Source organism: Agriterribacter sp., assembly GCF_035444585.1.
Lineage (GTDB): Bacteria > Bacteroidota > Bacteroidia > Chitinophagales > Chitinophagaceae > Agriterribacter.
In genome coordinates, this window is the sequence record NZ_DAOMOZ010000131.1 from 1 (window position 1) to 13,827 (window position 13,827).

Sequence of the window (13,827 nt, forward strand, 5' to 3'; positions counted from 1 at the left end):
GAAATGTAATATCCTTCGATTCGCCCGGCGCAAGCGTTACCGATACCCCGGTTGCTCCCAGCAGCTTTTCACCCAAAGGTTTCGTGGACTGCAACGCGTTGCCTGTCGTTTGACCGGTACCGCTATAGCTACTGACAGCAAAGCCGTTGTTGTCTAATACAGTTAATGCTATATTCCCGAAATAAGGATGGTCTCCCGGAAAATATTTTTCTTTGGCAGGCAGGTTGCTGAATGCGATCTCATCCACATTGATATGTCCCCAGCTACCCGTTTCATTGTCTATTATTTCGATGTATGCTTTTTGCCCTTTGAGTGCGCTTACGTCCCAGCTTATATCTTTTAGTGTTTCATCGCTGTTGCCGGTAGCGGTTTTTTCAACCTTCCCTTTTACCACGAGACTAATGCAGGTCCTGCCACGATAAGGACCGCCGCCCAGCTTAAAATTGATATAGTCTTCCTTAATTACAAAGACAGGCGAGGTAAGTTTACCGGTGCCGCTGTCACCATATTGGGTGAGCTTGGAATTGATAAGATAATCACCCACCTGCCCGGTAACAAAGTCTTTTTTTGCGGCTTCATCGGTAACAGGGCCTTTACCAAAAGCAGTGCCTTCAGCTTCCCATTTGCCATAGCTGCCCGATTCAAAATCCTGGAACATGGTGCTGCGCCGTTCAACTTTGGGAAGATGATCTGCTTTTACCAGGTCCATCAACACGGAAGCCATTCCATCCTTTTTAATTACCCGGTTGCGAAGCGTGCCGTTTGCTTCATTCCTGAGATCTATACATACCAGGTTTTGCAGCCAGCCGGTAAGATTGATGCTGACCGGCGCGGAAGAAGTATTTTTTACGGTATAACGGAGCACCGTACCCGGCGTAGCAGATTCTTTTGCATTGAGTGGAATGAAAGGTGAAAATACCGTAGCATCCACCTGTACCGGGAGCGGGTATTTTACAGAAGCATAATTGATTTTGGCAACGGGATATTCACCAATAAAAGAAATATCATCAAAATCTTTTTTGCTGAGTTCCCTGGTAATATGCTTATCGCCCTGGCTCACTGTGATAGCAAATCCCTGGTCGATATAGCTGAAGGGCTCAAAAGTCTGGTAACATACTTTCCAGGGACCGAGCGCTGTTTCAAAATTCAGCAGGTAGTCTATGCCGTAACCGGTATTGTACGCATTATTAGCGATCCACCAGTTGGCCAGCGTTCCGTCGCCACGCACATACAATTGCCCGGCTGCAATGCCGCCGCAGGGCATACCGATGGTAGTAAGCTCTTTGCCTTTATATACTTTTCTTTCGTTCTGCCAGAGCGATCGCTGCCATTGTGCCGGCAGCTTTTTATCCACGGGAACGAAATGAGTAGGGTCGGTAGATTGGGCTGAAACATACCCGCCAAAGCATATGCAGGCAACAAGAAGTAAAAGACGCATATCAATGATTGAGTTGATGAATTTGAGGGACTAAAAATATGCCTAAACGGGTTAAGTAGCAAAAGTGGGAAGGTTTGAGGATTTATGGTTTGGAGTTCACGGTCAGGCATGATCGATCATAAACAAAAAACGATAAATCGCCCTTCAGCTTTGTTCCTCCGTGTCTTCGTGGCTCAACCGCTATAATTTTTCCACTATTTGTTCCGGGAGAATATATCCTTCATCCAGTTCAATGACCTGCAGGTTCCTGAATTCTATCCGGGCGCCTTCAGCCTCGAGGCATAAATAGCCCTTGCTTTGCGAAGACTGCCGGATACCGTTGACATATTTGCCGTTAACAGACAACTTGATTGTTCCATCCACGCAAACAACGGTATAGGTATTCCATTCACCTACGCCCAGACACCTATTCTCTACAGATTTGCTTCTTTCACCACGCGGATTATCAGGAACGGTTTTGGTTTTGCCCGCCCCGAAAAGCTCACCATGCACGTAGGCAATGGGAGGCGTTTCGCCGTTGCGTTTGTTCTGGTTCACCCAGTCTAATTCCAGCATCTGCACTTCCACACCGCCGGGCAGGCGGTTATGATCCTCCGGCCGGGCATCACACCACACAAAAATCCCCGAGTTGCCGCCTTTTTCCATATGCCGCCATTCCACGTGCATGATAAAATTCTGGTACATCCTTTCCGACCTCACCACGCCTATCGGCCAGCCTTTGCCCACGAGAATATTTCCTTTTTTATACCAGGTAGTATCAGTTGTATTTACGTCTACCCAGCGTAAAGGCTCGCCGGTTGTACCGCCGGCGATCAGTTTGCCGAAGTTCTTTCTTTCGCCGAACTCAAAAAGTATCTTCTGGCTGAAGACGGGAACGGAAAGAGAAAGACTTAAAATAAAGACGATCGGTTGTAACGATTTCATGTTATGATTTTAGCTATAGAGGCAGGGCAATATACGAAGCAAATGTATCCGGTATAACATCAATTATCATATTTCCCGTCTGTGCTGTACCGTTTGAAAGGTACGGGTTTAAAAATGACAGGAATTTTTTTGTGCCACGGTCTTCAACTTTATGGAAATTGCAAACACTTCCTGCCCTTTTTCAATCGCCTATTCATATTTCGAAAGAGCCGCTTCATACCCCGCTCTCATGACAGACCGTAGTGAAACCGGCTCAATTATTTCTATATCACTGCCAAAAGAAAGCAATACACTTATCAATTCCTTGTTGATGACAACAGACATTGTAAAAACTACCCCACCCTCATTTTCAGACGATACTGTTTGTGAATGATGCAATGGCTTGGTCATTAAATAATCAGCCCTTGCTACCGATACCCTGAATACGATATGTTCAGGTTGCTGCCCCGCTTTCCGGGTAACCCCTATCATGTCTTTGAAGTATTCATCCTGGTTGAAAAAATTATTTTCAATAAAAGCTTTGTTTAAAGGTGTAAAGCGGGCAATCCTGTCAATAGGGGAATTATCAATACGGTTATTGGCTTCATCATATCCAAACAGGAACCAGCGTTGATTGTATTGCTTTAAACAATACGGATGAACTATCTTTTCAACCGGGCCGGCAGCGCCAAAAGGCTGATAACTGATCTGTAATACTGTTTTTTCAAGTATGCATTCAAGAATATCCTGCAGTCTTTCAATAAGTTTTAAGGCAGGTGCACTGTCAAAGATAATAGGCGATGGTCTTTCCTGCACGGTATCTTCTATATACAACTGCAGTTTAGCCGTCAGATCTTTTAATTCCTTCGTAAGCGTAAAACCTTTCAATTGCGACAGCACTTCATTTGCAATGAGCAGGCTCAGGTATTCATCTTTCGTAACAACAGGCTCATTAAAGTCAAAATCTTCTGAATAAGTATAATAAACATTCCTCCCTTGCTTTATCATTTCCACCGGCGCCCCTTTTTGAAGCTCCAGGTATTCCAGGTCTGCTGCAATGGTACGTTCACTCACCGGGTTACCACCGATACCTGCAAGATGGTCGTTTACTTTTTCATGTAATTTTTTTACGCTCCATTTGCCCATATTATTTTTCAGGCATTTATGGAGCACCTGCAGGCGTTCGTCTCTCTTATGATCTGTTGTAGGCATCAGGGTATTATACAGGGAAATGTTTTAGGAACCAATTAGACGAGAAAACTTTTACGGGTTGCGTTTTAAAACCAGGCAACATCGTATCCATGTGGTAGCATCTAAAAACAATCAGTGTCATCATTGGTTTCCATAACGTTCTTTCTGTATGGCATCCCGGATATCGCTATCCGAAACCGTACTAAAATCAGCCTCATTGGTAATGTTTCGCCATTCTTCTTCCAGCTCTTCTCTGAACAATTTTACGTAGGCCAGCTTTAGCTCTGCTTCATCCATGTAACGAAGCTTATCTACGATCAATGCAAAAACAGATGGTTCCTGTTTTGAATCCTGCTTCATTTCCATACACAACGTTTATATGCAATATACGGATTATTTGCAGGGTTTAATGTTGGAAGAGTGTATTATCCCGCATGTAGGTATCACTGCTAGGCAGATGCCTCGTGCCTCGGCATGACAAACGGCAGTGCGGTATTCGGCGTGAGTGCTATTGTTCAACATTTGCACCATTGTTCAAAATGCATTCTTCAGCCTGTCATGCCGAGGCACGAGGCATCTACACACGATTACCTTGTATGCAAAAATTGAAATGTGACCAATGCTTGAAGAAAAGCTGCAAGCATTGGTTCTATCATTGCGGAAACATTACGGATGGAGTATAACCCGCAACAAATACAGGCTTTGGAGTGCATCAATAATTTCCTAAAACCGGGGAATACGGATAAGCTGTTTATTTTAAAGGGAAATGCGGGTACCGGAAAAACAACGCTTCTGAATGTGATTGCCGGGAAACTATGTGACAACTTTGAACATGTTATGATAACAGCACCAACCCACCGGGCTGCAAAAGTATTATCTAAAAAAACGGGAAAACCTGCTAAAACGCTGCATAGCCTATTATATGATGCAGAGCCCCTGGAAAGCGGATACGGCGTTAGGCTGAAGAGGAAAACTACCTTTTCAAAAGAACCTGTATTGTATATAGTTGATGAAGCTTCTATGATCGGCGACCGAATAACCTCATCCCGGGAATTTTTCTGCGAAACGCCGCTGCTTACCGACCTGCTGCAATATGTAAGTGATGTAAACCCCAACAACAAAATATTATTTGTGGGCGACCCCTGCCAGTTACCGCCTATTGGCTATAATTTTGGGGAGCAAAGCCCGGCGTTATTTCCCCGGTATTTTGAGCAAAAATTCGGCATCAGCGGTAAAAGCTTTGAGCTCACAGAGATCGTGCGGCAGCATAAAGATTCCTATATCCTGAAAGGAGCGCAACTGCTGAGAAGAAGCATAAGTGAGGATAAAACCGACACTACCTTCTATAAAATAAACCTGCCCAACCCCTCCGCTGCATTAAAACAGTATATGCGGTGCTACCGCAGCGCAAACAATACTGCGGTAAAACTGATTGCCAGTACCAATAAAAATGTAAATTGGTGGAATAATACCATCCGTGAACAATTGGGTTATGCACCAGCGAAACCGGAAGTGGGAGATAAAGTAGTAATAGACCGGGGCTGGACAAATGACAGCTATATATTGACCAACGGGGACGCAGGAACTATTTTTGAAGTGAACGACTCCGTTGAAACGTTCGGCGGGTTGCGGTTTATGAAAGTAAAATTATTGTTAGATGATATAGCCAACGACCCTGTAACCATTGAAACCCTGCTGAACCTGGATCATTTGTATTCCGAAAAAGGATGGTTGACAGAAGAACAGGAAAAGGCATTGATACACGAAGCCATGAAATACAACCCTGCATACCGTAGCAGCCGCGATATAAGGAATGACCCGTATCTCAATGCCGTAAGGTTGCGGTACGCCTATGCGCTTACCTGCCACAAAGCGCAGGGCAGCGAGTTTGATAATGTAATATTGCATCCTTATTACGGGCAGGACAAAGTTGTAAACCTCCGGTATTTATATACAGCTATTACGAGGGCAAAGCAAAACCTGTATTCTTACGAAATGAAAATGTTTAACAGATAAAATAAGTGTAGAAAATGAGCTATGAAATCCTTAGAGGAATCGGTTTTGAAAACTTCAGGGTGTTTAAACAGCAGGTCTTGTTCGATTTTGCCAAACTTACAGTGTTAACAGGCACAAACAGTAGCGGTAAAAGCAGTGTAATTAACGGGATGAAGCTGATTGGTGAGAGCTTTAAGGGAATTAGGATATCAGATAATTTGGAAGAATTTGAACTGGACAGCTTATTCAGTATAGAAATTAATGCAAGTGAAATGATGCGGCGATATGGTACGCTGGAAAAATATATTAATCACACAGGCAGAGATAAGGGAGAAAATAGTTTCAAATTTTCCATACCAACACAACTGCTGTATATAAAAGAAAAGGTGGTAATAACCTACACCATACAAGTTGAAGAAAATGAACAAAAGACAGGGAAAATAACAGGAATAGAAATGAAACTTTTGAACAGGGAGACTTCTATTCTAAAAATAGAGAAACATTCCGAAGGATATCATATAATAGTAGATTTATCTGCTTTTATATATACATTGACGCAAGCAAAAGAAATACAAGAATCAGATCCTAAGGATTTTGAAATTGCAGAATATTTACGAGGGGTATCTGAAAAAATAAAAGAGGGACGCTTTTATGATTTTTCATTTTTATGGGCAGAGGATCGGGAAGATGAAAAGCTGTTTGAGTTTGCAATGAAAAAGTTTTATGGAACGTACAATAAAGAAAGTTTAAAAAAACTTTGTACAGAGATAATTGATATATTATCATCTAAAGAGTGGGAAGAAGAACGAATTAAATATATTATATATTCTAGGGACAACTTCCCGATTACAGCATCAAAACGAATTACCGGACTATCCGTACTAGATTATTCACTTCGGTTTCATGAATCAAGAGGTACGAAAAACGTCCCAAACAGTGGTGGCGAAAGAGTAGCTTTTACCCATTCGCTTAAAAGTGGATTTGAAAAATTATCTAAGCCCGAGATTGACAATTTAAATGATAAAGAAAGTTTTTTGGAATACCTCTTTAAAATGATAGCCAGTAAAAAAAGCTATTACAATCAATTTTGGGGAAAAGATAGCAGACTAATTGAAATAAAAAGTTTTGAGCCCAGCGAAGTCGAGGAAAATTTTTACAAAGAGTTTTTATTTCCTAATCTACTTTTAGTTAAGAGAGCTTTTTTACCTTTTGTAGCTATGGAAGCTGTATCAGCCGAGAGAAGCAGCACAAAAGGCATTAAATCCATTTTGGACAATGACGATTTTTCCAGATTAATGAAAAATAGGTTTTCCGCCACGGGGCTTAAAAAAGAAGCCTTTAATAATCTGGATAGATTTTTGAATAAATGGTTGCAGGAATTTAAAGTAGCAGATGAAATAAAATTTGAAAAAGATAAGGACTATGATATCTTCAAAGTGAAACTGCTAAAGGATGGCAAATGGATGATGCTTTCTGATGAAGGGTTTGGCGTTTCGCAAGTATTGCCCGTTATATTATCATGTTGCCCCATAATAGGATGGGATTACGAGTATGATGCATCTAACCCGATCCAATATAACAAACCCAAACTCATACTGATCGAAGAACCCGAAACCAACCTGCACCCAGCCCTGCAATCCAAATTGGCAGATATGTTTATGGATGCGGTAAAAACATTCAATATCCGGTTTGTAATAGAAACGCATAGCGAATACCTGATACGGAAATTGCAATACCTTACCGGAAAAGGAGATATTAAGCCGGAACAAACAGTGATCTATTATTTTTACCCGCCAAGGGAAGTGCCACCTGGAGAGAAGCAGGTGAAGAAAATAAATATCCGGGAAGATGGAATGCTTACAAAGGATTTCGGAAAAGGATTTTTCGATGAATCTGCACTTTGGGCTTTTGAATTATTGAAGTTACAAAACATGAATTGATGAACAGTTATTTATATCCTAAGATCTTAATAGATTTTTGGCTGAAAAGACCTTCGGAAAAAGAAGAGCTGGAGTCACCTAAGAAAAAAGCAGATTGGTTGTCTTTTTATAGTTTCTTAAAAAAAGAAACAAACTTATTTTTAAATCTGGATTTATCAACTCATGACCATACTGATGAAAGAAATCCATTAAACAAAATAATTCCTTTATTAGTCTCGGGAAGAGATAAAACATCGTTCTCCGCAGATCCAAGTCATTTTTCTCCATTAGAATCAGCAAACCCTATTATCAATATCAAGAAGCAACAAGCTCTGATCTGCTTCGATAATTCCATTTCTAACATACAAGAAAAAAAAGGGCATAATGGATATTTTATTTGGTCATTGAATGACTATTATAAAATGTGGCAGAAAATAAGAGATTTTGAGAATAAAAGCTCTAATGGAATTACAGTGGGTGAAAATGGAGTAGTTAAAAGTTGGAGTGATCTGAAATTCTTACGACATCCGTGCAACACCATTATTATAAGCGATAGATACTTGCTGTGTGATAAGCAGCGAGGATTAAATACACTGATAGGAATTTTTTCGAATCTATTTTTTATCTTCAAGCAGCGTCCCAAAGTATTGATTATTTCCCCCATCGACAAAGTATTTGAAAAAAACATTGATCGGCTATTTAATATCATTTCACAAGCATTACTTGAGGCAGGTTTCTATGTTGATTTTAATTTATTGATTGCCTATTCAAATACCATGAAGCATGATAGGAAAATAATCAGTAACTATTTCCATTTTGATTCAGGGGATTCGTGGGATTATTTTGAACCAAATGGAAAATTTAAAACGAAGGGAACAAAAATCAACGTTATTCCGATTTTCAACAATCCCAACAACGAAGCCTTACAGCAATCTTTAGAAGAAATAAAAATTGTGATGAAGAATCGAAATTCAGAAAAAAGAGGGGATAATTTTAATGAAACACTCTTGGAACTTGAATAATTATTTATCATGATTTTTGCCCCCATACCCACCCCCACCCAAATCTCCCGTGCTATTGCCGCTATTGAAAATCCTTATCCGCCGGATGATTTAATAAAGAACTATAAGGATTTTTTGCGGGTGCGGGATGTGCTGCCCCATTACCAGTACAACCCCAAGGTGCTGGCCTCGCTGGCGGATATACTGGATAACCTGTGGTATAGCAAAGAAAGGATCAGCAGAATGTCGCTGCTTACCACTATCAAACAATATGGTGTAAGGGTGAAGGCAGTGAGAGAATACTACGGCAGGACGAAAGGTTTACTGTATCCGTTTCCTATCGAAACGAACCGGAAAATATGCCGGGCATTTCAACGGTGTTTTGATAGCGAAATACCCATCAGCCGTAAACAGGCAGAAAACATTAAAGTGTTCTGCAACAGCCTGCTCATCGGAGCGCCTCTTGGCACTGAGGAAGAACAGTGGCTGTGTAATAACCCAGATACATCACCCATGATCCTGAACCGAATCCTGCGTTACCCCGTAGCTTCCCCGGTTATCAGCGCATGGGCAGGGACACAGTACTATAGCCACCGCTACAGCGAACGCCGAACGGAAATGGTGGGGTGGATGCTGGACGAAAACCCATCTTTTGAAATAGATGAAGAAACCCTGATCAGCGACTTCGAGTACCTCAACAGGAAAGATAAGGCCGCCATTCGCCAGTTCGATGAGGAATGGGAAGCCAAAAAGATCATGGATAGTGAACTGGGACCATTACTCCTGGATCCAAATAAAAGATCACCCGATCTTTTCGGCTTTGGCAGTCCGCCTCCAAAATACTATTCCGATGAACCCAAACTGGAGCTCAGTAAACGCCATTACCGGGTTCCTTCACGTAATGCGGATTATTCAAAATATAAAACCGCTCTGCCGGATTTCAATAAACTTACTACTGAATTTTACAGAGACCTGTTGCTCTTACAAAATAAAACCATGCTTTGGGCAATAACCTATTCCCGGCTGCCCCTGCCTGTAAAAGAAGAGCTGCTGATAAAAAATTATGAAGAATCTTCTGCCAACAGCTTTTTTTATATCTGTAAGCGCCTGCGATCGGTAAGGCTGCTGCAATGGCTGAAAGAGCGGGGCTGAGATACTGCTGTGTCAAACGGGAGATGTGAGAAGTGAAACATTTCTTTCACCTTTTTACTGTGCTCCCGGTAGTGTTTCGTGGTACACGAACCACGGCTTACATTCAATACTCCATCCCAAACGCCCACAACGGCAGTTTGGTAACCGGGTAATCCTGGTCGTCAACCACTGTATAACTGTTCGTTTCTTCTTTTACCTGCTTATTGGTTTTGCTTTTCCCGCCAATTTCAAATACATATTTATTGTCTGCTATGAAATCCCCGCGCTTCGGTATGCCCAACTGGTGGTTCACGGCCATTTGTGAAGCAAAAAAAGTTTCCCTTAAATTTCCTTTGTCGGTGGTATCTGTTGCCAGCACGTAAGCCAGGTTGGTATTGTTCAGGAATATCTTTTCGGGTTTCTGCAAGGTGCTTACACTTATCCCGGCGGGGTATGCCAGCCGGACCAGTTGGGCATCTTCCAAAAAATGCAAATAATTTGTAATGGTATTTCTGTGAATTTCGCTTCTGATGGCCAGCTCAGATATATTGGGCTTGAAAGGCACATTGGCTGAAAGGATATAAAGCAACTGCAAGAGTTTTTGTGCATTGCGAATATCAAAGCTTTTTATTGCTGCCATATCATATTCCACTATAATGCGAATAACCTGCTGCAGGCGCATGGCAAACCCGGACTCATCTTCTAAAGAAAAAGGATAATAGCCCTGCCGCAGGTATTCGGAAAAAAATTCCAGGGGTCTGAATCCTTCGGGCATTTTTTCCCGCCAATCGCTTTGCGGATCTATGATCATTTTAAAAGGAATGACCGGAAGCTGAATATCATATTTGAAGTTCAGGTACTCCCGATACGACATTCCTGCCATGATGTACATGAGCGCCCTTCTGCTCAAATCCACCTCTTCTTTGGAAATATCTATAACAGATGACCCTGTAAAAACAATTTGCAGATCATCATACTGATCATAAAGGTTTTTAATATGTTGCGACCAACCGGGATATTTGTGCACTTCGTCTAAAAATAAAATCCGTCCTCCTTCATTATAAAATCGCTGTGCCGTTTCTGCAAGGCTTGCGTTAGAAAAAAACAGGTCGTCCAGCGTCCAGTAGCTGGCCTGCCCGGGTGGCATTTTCAATTGCCTGAGCTTTTGCAGCAATAAGGTGGATTTGCCTACGCCTCTTGCGCCTTTTATACCTATTAACCGGTTGTTCCATAATATTTTATCATACAAATACCGTTGTTTGTTCATTTGTACTTTACGAACCAGTCTTTCTGATTTTTGTAATAAGATATCCATTGTTTGCACTTTGTAATATGCAAATATAATCAGTTATTGCATATTAGAAAGTGCATTTATTAATATTTTTGGACATTATATTGTGCAAACGGTAAAACTGCTTTCCAACTTCGGCTCTCCGCGCCTGCGAGGCTCAACTATTTGTTCCGGGAGAACATATCTTTCATCCAGCTCAATAACCTGCAGGTTCCTGCACGGGGCAGGCATACTGTCTTACCGCGTAAAGGTAAAAATCTGTGCAGCAGTATTACCTGCCTCATCAGCTACGCTAATTTTCAACGAATGCTTTCCCGGCGTGCAGTGCTCATCAAAAATGTAGATAAAATTCCTGGCTTTGTCATTGGTAAAACGGATCCACTTGCCGTCCAGTTCAGCCCTGAAATTTTTTATCCCGCCCAGGTTGTCTTTTACCGTAACCATCAACCGCCTGGCTTTACTCATGTTCTGGCCGCTTTTAAATCCTACCGGGATGATTTCCGGTGCTGTTTCATCCAATACCAGCTGAAAACTACCAAAGCTGTTAAACTTTCCAACGGCCCACCCGTTCTGCCATTCGGGCTTTGAGATCTCTTTTTTGGTTCCTGCAAACCGCTGCATTACCACCCTGTTCCTTTTGTCCTGCAGCAGGCCCGAATCCGGCTTTATCCGAACAACCAGCCCTTCCTGGAGCGGAATGTAATCGTCTCCAATGGTGTGTATGTCCGATACGACTACCGGGTTTGCCGAAGCTGACCTGCGGTAACCAATTTGTACAGCATCATATAAACCTCTTTCACCAATATAAAATTCACAGTCTTCGCTTCCTTCCCCTACATTTACCATAAAAGGATAATACATTTTGGCGGCAGGCGGTACCGGTTTCGTTGCAGGTGGCTGGTAGCGAATCTTAAAATTCAGAACGGCCGTATTGTTTGCGGCATCTTTTATTTCAATGCGGATGTTGCGTACAGTTTCCTCCGTCAGGCTGAGTATCCCGTTCCCTTTCCGTAGGCTGTAAACGCTATTGGTATATCCCGGAAGCTCCGATAAATGCTGCAGATAAGGACCGCCACCGGCTTTGGTTTTATAGTCAATATGTGCATTCAGGTAACGGGTGTCGTAATAACTGATCGTATCCATGGTAAAACGGATCACTTCTTCTGAACCATCATACAAAATGCCCTGGTAAATGCCATTGTGGTTCGCTGAGCCTGTTTGTGCATCATAGCTGCCCACGGCAAAACTTACCTTATCGGATGATACCGTTATAACGGAAGGAACAGTAATATAGCCCCGGACAGTTTTTTTAACCGCGATCATTTTAGGAGATTGTTCATAAACACTTTTGTTGCGGTCATAAACGGCAAGGCGTTGAATAACGGGCGGAACATCATCGGCTATGGGAAATCCAAATAAAATGGGGTTAAGATTGGTGTCCGTTGCGGTATTGCGTATTTCAAAATGAAGATGAGGACCCTGTGAGCCACCTGTATTTCCGCTGCTGGCAATAAAAGCGCCTTTTTTAACCGGGAACATTCCTGAGGGTATGTCTAAGTAAACCCTCCACGATTCCAGCTTGTATTGTTGCTCCTTTACATATTGTTCCAGTTTTGGAAAGAAAACATTGAGATGTGCATATACTGTGGTCAGTCCATTGGGATGGTTGATATAAATGGCTCTTCCAAAACCAAAGGGTTCAATCTTTACCCTCGCTACATACCCGTCGGCTGCTGCATGCACAGGCAGATTCTGTACATGATTGGTTTTAAAATCAAGTCCCATATGATAGTGATTGGGACGGAGTTCCCCAAAATTACCGGATAAGCTTGCCGGAATATTCAGCGGCTTGATAAAATACCCTTTAGGATAAATATTAGGCAAATGCTCCTGGGCGAATGAATGGGAACCGGTTAAAAGGAATAAAATAAAAATGCATCTCATCAATAAAGTAATTCTTAAGTATCGGGTAACAAATCTACCTACGATTGATTTAACAATAAAATCATTTTACCTGATCCTTAGAAGTAAGGTTACAAACGACGACAATAGTACTTATTTGTTTTTCTTGTGACTGTTTAACGTTTGTTTTTTGAACATTTAAAAAACTGGCATTCTCTTTGAGAAATAAGTGTGACTGCCCCTGAAGAAATTTTTACTGTTTTTGCCCCCCCGCTCTGTAAAGATTATCGTAAGTATTTTTTCGGACTGGTATTATGCTTTCCCAATACCTTGATGAGCCGCCTGAAAATGGATCGCTTTGTACCCTAATTAAGGTACAACAGCGGGTACATCCGTTTGATTTTTGATAATAATCTTTGAAACGACGAAAATACCCTGAAAAGAGTATAATATTTTCAAACTATAATACAGCGTTTTTCGTCTATATATTGTCTATACTATTGTATTGTTGAACCTAAAATTGAATGTTATGAAAGGGATGAAAACAAAAATCGTACTGGCACTGGCCATCATGACAGGATCTGTAATCGGCGCTTTCCGTGGAGAACCGGCAAAACAGAAATTTATTGCCAAAGTAAAGGATAAGTACGAGGATCATAAACAGGTTCAGCAGCAACAGGAAATTATGCTTGATGAATTTGAGCTTTCTGCGTTTCATACCAGTTAGGTTCTGCTCCTATATTTTTTAAAAGGCACTGATATCGCAGTGTCTTTTTTTATGTCATGGCGTGTCTTACAGGATCAATACGTGCCTCTTAATTCAGGTAAACCGGCCTTAGCAATCTCTATTTCATTCCTTATGTAAATAATATATCTCCGAAATATTAACCGCCTGAGTTTCGCATTTAATTTTTCAACCCTTACCTTTGCCCGGTTTTTTCAGTGCCAACCCGAAGGAGGTTCATGCGGAAATACCTGCCAGATTCTTTCAAATCTTTATTAAGAAATGCCTAAAGACAATTCTATCAAAACGGTTCTGATCATTGGTTCAGGCCC

The 13,827-nt window shown here is 41.6% G+C and carries 11 protein-coding genes; 5 read left to right on the forward strand and 6 right to left on the reverse strand.

The features are described from left to right. From PLH26_RS13950 to PLH26_RS13965, 4 genes are all read right to left on the reverse strand, one after another. A partial coding sequence (locus PLH26_RS13950) for a GH116 family glycosyl-hydrolase (RefSeq protein ID WP_324586642.1) occupies positions 1-1,438 on the reverse strand: 1,438 nt, incomplete at its 3' end. Between the two features lie 180 nt (positions 1,439-1,618). After that, a complete protein-coding gene (locus PLH26_RS13955) occupies positions 1,619-2,362 on the reverse strand; it encodes a 3-keto-disaccharide hydrolase (protein WP_324586643.1) in 744 nt (247 codons plus the stop codon). A gap of 189 nt (positions 2,363-2,551) precedes the next feature. Beyond that, entirely contained in the window at positions 2,552-3,553 is a 1,002-nt protein-coding gene (locus tag PLH26_RS13960) for a helix-turn-helix transcriptional regulator (protein WP_324586644.1), read from the reverse strand. A gap of 120 nt (positions 3,554-3,673) precedes the next feature. Next, positions 3,674-3,898: a hypothetical protein gene (locus PLH26_RS13965; RefSeq protein ID WP_324586645.1), complete on the reverse strand. Its 225-nt coding sequence runs from the start codon at positions 3,896-3,898 to the stop codon at positions 3,674-3,676. 306 nt (positions 3,899-4,204) lie between these two features. Between PLH26_RS13965 and PLH26_RS13970 the strand changes: the two genes are divergently transcribed. From PLH26_RS13970 to PLH26_RS13985, 4 genes are read left to right on the forward strand one after another with little or no spacing between them, the layout of a single operon-like run. Beyond that, positions 4,205-5,548, forward strand: a complete 1,344-nt coding sequence (locus PLH26_RS13970; protein ID WP_324586646.1) for an ATP-dependent DNA helicase — start codon at positions 4,205-4,207, stop codon at positions 5,546-5,548. Between the two features lie 14 nt (positions 5,549-5,562). After that, positions 5,563-7,467 (forward strand): AAA family ATPase, encoded by a 1,905-nt coding sequence (locus tag PLH26_RS13975; protein WP_324586647.1) that lies wholly within the window; start codon positions 5,563-5,565, stop codon positions 7,465-7,467. Beyond that, on the forward strand, positions 7,467-8,468 hold the full coding sequence (locus PLH26_RS13980; RefSeq protein WP_324586648.1) for a hypothetical protein: 1,002 nt from the start codon (positions 7,467-7,469) through the stop codon (positions 8,466-8,468). Before PLH26_RS13975 ends, PLH26_RS13980 begins: the two co-directional genes overlap by 1 nt. A 9-nt stretch (positions 8,469-8,477) precedes the next feature. Then, a complete protein-coding gene (locus tag PLH26_RS13985; RefSeq protein ID WP_324586649.1) occupies positions 8,478-9,599 on the forward strand; it encodes a hypothetical protein in 1,122 nt (373 codons plus the stop codon). 103 nt (positions 9,600-9,702) lie between these two features. Here the strand turns inward: PLH26_RS13985 and PLH26_RS13990 are convergent, their stop codons facing one another. Both PLH26_RS13990 and PLH26_RS13995 read right to left on the reverse strand, forming a co-directional pair. Next, positions 9,703-10,893, reverse strand: coding sequence for an ATP-binding protein (locus PLH26_RS13990; protein WP_324586650.1), 1,191 nt, complete (start codon positions 10,891-10,893; stop codon positions 9,703-9,705). A gap of 213 nt (positions 10,894-11,106) precedes the next feature. Then, a complete protein-coding gene (locus PLH26_RS13995) occupies positions 11,107-12,813 on the reverse strand; it encodes a peptidoglycan DD-metalloendopeptidase family protein (RefSeq protein ID WP_324586651.1) in 1,707 nt (568 codons plus the stop codon). Positions 12,814-13,300: 487 nt separating this feature from the next. Here PLH26_RS13995 and PLH26_RS14000 point away from each other — a divergent pair, with 487 nt between their 5' ends. Beyond that, positions 13,301-13,498 carry a hypothetical protein gene (locus PLH26_RS14000; protein ID WP_324586652.1) on the forward strand — a complete coding sequence of 66 codons (198 nt, stop codon included), beginning with the start codon at positions 13,301-13,303 and terminating at the stop codon, positions 13,496-13,498. Positions 13,499-13,827 lie beyond the last annotated feature (329 nt).

Bases quoted from the DNA above. Each gene is read 5' to 3' on its own strand.
- PLH26_RS13965 (WP_324586645.1), bottom strand. From the start codon at position 3,898: ATGGAAATGAAGCAGGATTCAAAACAGGAACCATCTGTTTTTGCATTG.
- PLH26_RS13975 (WP_324586647.1), top strand. From the start codon at position 5,563: ATGAGCTATGAAATCCTTAGAGGAATCGGTTTTGAAAACTTCAGGGTG.
- PLH26_RS13960 (WP_324586644.1), bottom strand. From the start codon at position 3,553: ATGCCTACAACAGATCATAAGAGAGACGAACGCCTGCAGGTGCTCCAT.
- PLH26_RS13995 (WP_324586651.1), bottom strand. From the start codon at position 12,813: ATGAGATGCATTTTTATTTTATTCCTTTTAACCGGTTCCCATTCATTC.
- PLH26_RS13990 (WP_324586650.1), bottom strand. From the start codon at position 10,893: ATGGATATCTTATTACAAAAATCAGAAAGACTGGTTCGTAAAGTACAA.
- PLH26_RS13970 (WP_324586646.1), top strand. From the start codon at position 4,205: ATGGAGTATAACCCGCAACAAATACAGGCTTTGGAGTGCATCAATAAT.
- PLH26_RS13980 (WP_324586648.1), top strand. From the start codon at position 7,467: ATGAACAGTTATTTATATCCTAAGATCTTAATAGATTTTTGGCTGAAA.
- PLH26_RS13955 (WP_324586643.1), bottom strand. From the start codon at position 2,362: ATGAAATCGTTACAACCGATCGTCTTTATTTTAAGTCTTTCTCTTTCC.
- PLH26_RS14000 (WP_324586652.1), top strand. From the start codon at position 13,301: ATGAAAGGGATGAAAACAAAAATCGTACTGGCACTGGCCATCATGACA.
- PLH26_RS13985 (WP_324586649.1), top strand. From the start codon at position 8,478: ATGATTTTTGCCCCCATACCCACCCCCACCCAAATCTCCCGTGCTATT.